At 63.7% G+C, this 3,303-nt stretch carries 2 protein-coding genes; both read left to right on the top strand.

What is annotated here, in order from left to right:
• A partial coding sequence (locus K2W81_RS13410; RefSeq protein ID WP_294105129.1) for a HAMP domain-containing sensor histidine kinase occupies positions 1-949 on the top strand: 949 nt, incomplete at its 5' end.
• 93 nt (positions 950-1,042) lie between these two features.
• Positions 1,043-3,070 carry a TonB-dependent receptor plug domain-containing protein gene (locus tag K2W81_RS13405; protein WP_294105126.1) on the top strand — a complete coding sequence of 676 codons (2,028 nt, stop codon included), beginning with the start codon at positions 1,043-1,045 and terminating at the stop codon, positions 3,068-3,070.
• Positions 3,071-3,303: the final 233 nt, after the last annotated feature.

Below are 3,303 nucleotides of genomic sequence, written 5' to 3'. Positions count from 1 at the left end.
CAAGATGGATCACGGCTTTGCGCCCTGGCGCCTGAATTACGGCTGGGCGCTGGGCGGTCTTATCTTGCTGACCGCCATCTGCTGCGCCGGGTTTGCGGTCGTCTCGGCAGGGAGAATTGCCGCGCCCATCGAGGCACTTGCCAGCAGCGCGCGCAAAATCGCAACAGGTGACCGGCAGGCCCCAGCGGCGATAGGGCGGGGGGCTCCGCAGGAAATCGCCGCGCTGCACCGCGATTTTGCGTCAATGACCCGTGCCTTGTCCGCTGCCGACAATGATGTGCACATGCGCTCCGCCGCCATTGCGCATGAACTGCGCACGCCCTTATCGGTGCTGCGCGGTCGGTTGATCGGCGTGAAATCAGGCGTTTTCGCGCTCGATGAGGCCTTGCTGGACAGCCTGTTGCGCCAGATCGGCCTTGTCGATCAGGTTGTCGCCGACCTCAATCTGCTGGCATCGCCGCTGGGTACGGATAGGCACCTCGACCGCGAGCCGGTCGCGCTCGACCGCCTCGCCGCGTCAGTCGTCGACACGTTGCAGCATGATGCGGCCGGACGGGGCGGTACGTTGCTGCTGGATGCCACCCCTATCGTCGCGCAGGTTGATCCGGGGCGTATCGAGCGCGCGCTGGTCAATCTGGTTGCCAACGCCATTCGTTATGCGCCGGGAACCGACATTCAGGTGTCAGTGCGCCGCGGTGCCGATCAAATCATCCTCGCCGTTCGCGACAATGGCCCCGGATGGCCGAGCGACGACCCGCAATCCTTGGCCGCCGCCTTTGCGCGCGGCGATGAATCGCGCTCGCGCCAATCGGGTGGCTCGGGGTTGGGGCTGGCGATCGTCAGCGCCATCGCCCGTGCGCACGACGGATCGCTGCGACTGAGCGCGGTCGATGGCGGGGGGGCGATGGCTGAAATCATCTTGCCCGTTGGCGGCACGGGCAAAGACTGAGCCATCTTCGGCCCGTCGCAACACCATGGCAATCATCCGCCAACGCTGTCGCAGGACTGACGACCTATTGCCTCCCCAAAAGCGGGAGCGCCGATGAGATATCGAATTGCCATCAGCATTGCCGCAATCATCGGGTGGTACGCACCTGCCAGCGCGCAAACGCCCACTGCGCCTGCCGCACGCGCGAGCTATCCGGCGGCATTTTTCGCCGACATCCAGGCGCAGAACGCGCTCGACATGCTGGTCCGGGTGCCGGGTTTCACGCTGGTTGCGAGCGAAAACCTGCGCGGCTTTGGTGATGCGGCGGGCAATGTCCTGATCAATGGGGCGCGGCCGGCGACCAAGGATGTCCCCCTTGCCGAAGTGTTGCGGCGCATTCCGGCCCGCACCGTCGAACGGATCGACTTGCTCGACGGGGCCGCCACCGGCTTGCAGGGTGGTGGCAGTCGGCTGGTGGCCAATGTTATCCTCAAGGCATCGACCGGCAGCAGCGGGACACTGCGTCTGCGCGGCCAGACCACCCAAGGAGATCGGTTCGGGCCATCCGCAGCCGGGTCGTGGAAGGGATCCATTGGCGGTGCCGCCCTGTCGGCGAGCCTGGAAGGCGGCGTCGACTCGCTCATGCTGCTCAGCGGCCAGCAGCGGTTGGTCGATAATGCTGGAACGGTGATCGAAGCTGGCCCGCTCATCGATCGTCGGCGCAACACCAACTATGCCGGGTCGTTCAGCATCGCCGGCCCGGTCGCCGGGATCAGTACCACGCTCGCAACATCGCTGCGGTCCGGCGCTTTTGGCCGCAGCTATCGTTTCAACGCTTTTCCGGCGGGCGCTGCTGTGTCGGCGAGAACGCAAATCGAATCCGACGATTACCCGAGCCGCAGTGCGGAACTGTCGCTGGAATTGAAACGTCCCATTGGCCGCGGCGAAGCCAAGCTAATCGGCCTACAGACCTGGACGAACAACAACGGCGCATCGCTGGCTGGAGCGGAGTTTCCCTCCGGGACTGTTTCAAGCTCGCGCTTTACTTCGAACGACAACCAGTCCGAGAGTATCTTAAGGGCGACCTGGGCGCCACGCTGGCCAAAGCTTGCCGTCGATGCGGCCATCGAAGGGGTGCGCACGACGCTGGTCGCCAGCACCGCGTTCGTGCAGATCGACAATAGCGGCACGACGCCGCTCGATGCCGGGCGCACGCGCGTTGCGGAAACGCGCGGGTCGGCGGCGCTGTCGGCAACCTGGTCGGGTATCGCGAAGGTGTCGATCGAAGGCACTGTCGCGGTCGAAGTGTCGCGCATTACCCTGACCGAACCGCTCCAATCCGCGAACACTTATCGGTTCTTCAAACCCCGCGTCGTGGTGACATGGAACCCGACGAGCCGGACCACCCTGAGCTTGCGGGCCGAGCGCAAAGTTGGCCAGCTCGACTTTGGCGATTTCGTTGGCGCGCAACAAGTGGCCGATGGTTCGGCGACCCAGACCAACAGCCGGCTCCAGCCGTCGCAGACCGATGGACTGCGTCTGACGGCCGAACGTCGCTGGGGCGCTCGGGGCAGTGTCAGCGTCACCTTTGTTGGCGAACGGCTAACCAATGTGATCGATGTCGTGCCGGTGGGCGATGGCCAGGGCGTTGGCAATCTGCCGTCGGCCAGCAGTTTTGGTGTCGATTTGCTCGCCACAGTCCCGCTTGGCTTTGCGCTGCGCGGGGCCGAACTGACGATCGATGCCGCCTGGCGCAAAACCTCGGTGCGCGATCCGTTCAACGGCATGGCGCGGCCGCTGCAGGGGGCCGAGTTTGCCGACACGACGATCAGCTATCGGCACATCGTCAACCCGCGCATCACCTATGGCGGTAGTTTCAGCTACGCCCCGCCCGACCGGATATTTCGCAGCCAGTTGCTAAGCGAGTTCAAGCGGGCCCCAGATTTTTCGATCTATGGCGAATGGAACATTGGGCGCACGACCAAGCTGAGGCTTGAAGTCAACCAGTTGTTCGGCCGCCGCGTTGATCGGGCGCTGACCCGCTATAACGGTCTGCGCGGCATTGTACCGATCAACAGCATCGAGTTTCGCGATCGCACCAACAGCCGCGCCTTCGCGCTCCAGATAGAGAAAACCTTCTGACCGATTGGCAGGAGCGCGCATTTGATATCGGGAGAGTCGCTGACTGTGAATAAGCGCCGAAACGGGACCCCATTAGAATTGAGCTAAGCGCCTCCAATTGTTTTGGAATCTCCACGCGTGCGGGGTCCCAATCGGTGCCGATTGGAACCCCGCCAAAAATGGCTTTCTTGAACAACTTCAAGCGTCTGCGCGACAAAAGCGCGGGTTCCCGCTTCGACGCCGATCTACAGGCA

Source organism: Sphingomonas sp. (assembly GCF_019749955.1).
In the GTDB taxonomy this organism is placed as follows: Bacteria; Pseudomonadota; Alphaproteobacteria; order Sphingomonadales; family Sphingomonadaceae; genus Sphingomonas.
This window is presented reverse-complemented; position numbering and strand designations above follow the sequence as displayed.

What these genes read in the sequence shown, in the direction of transcription:
- K2W81_RS13405 (WP_294105126.1), top strand. Translation starts at nt 1,043, where the DNA reads ATGAGATATCGAATTGCCATCAGCATTGCCGCAATCATCGGGTGGTAC.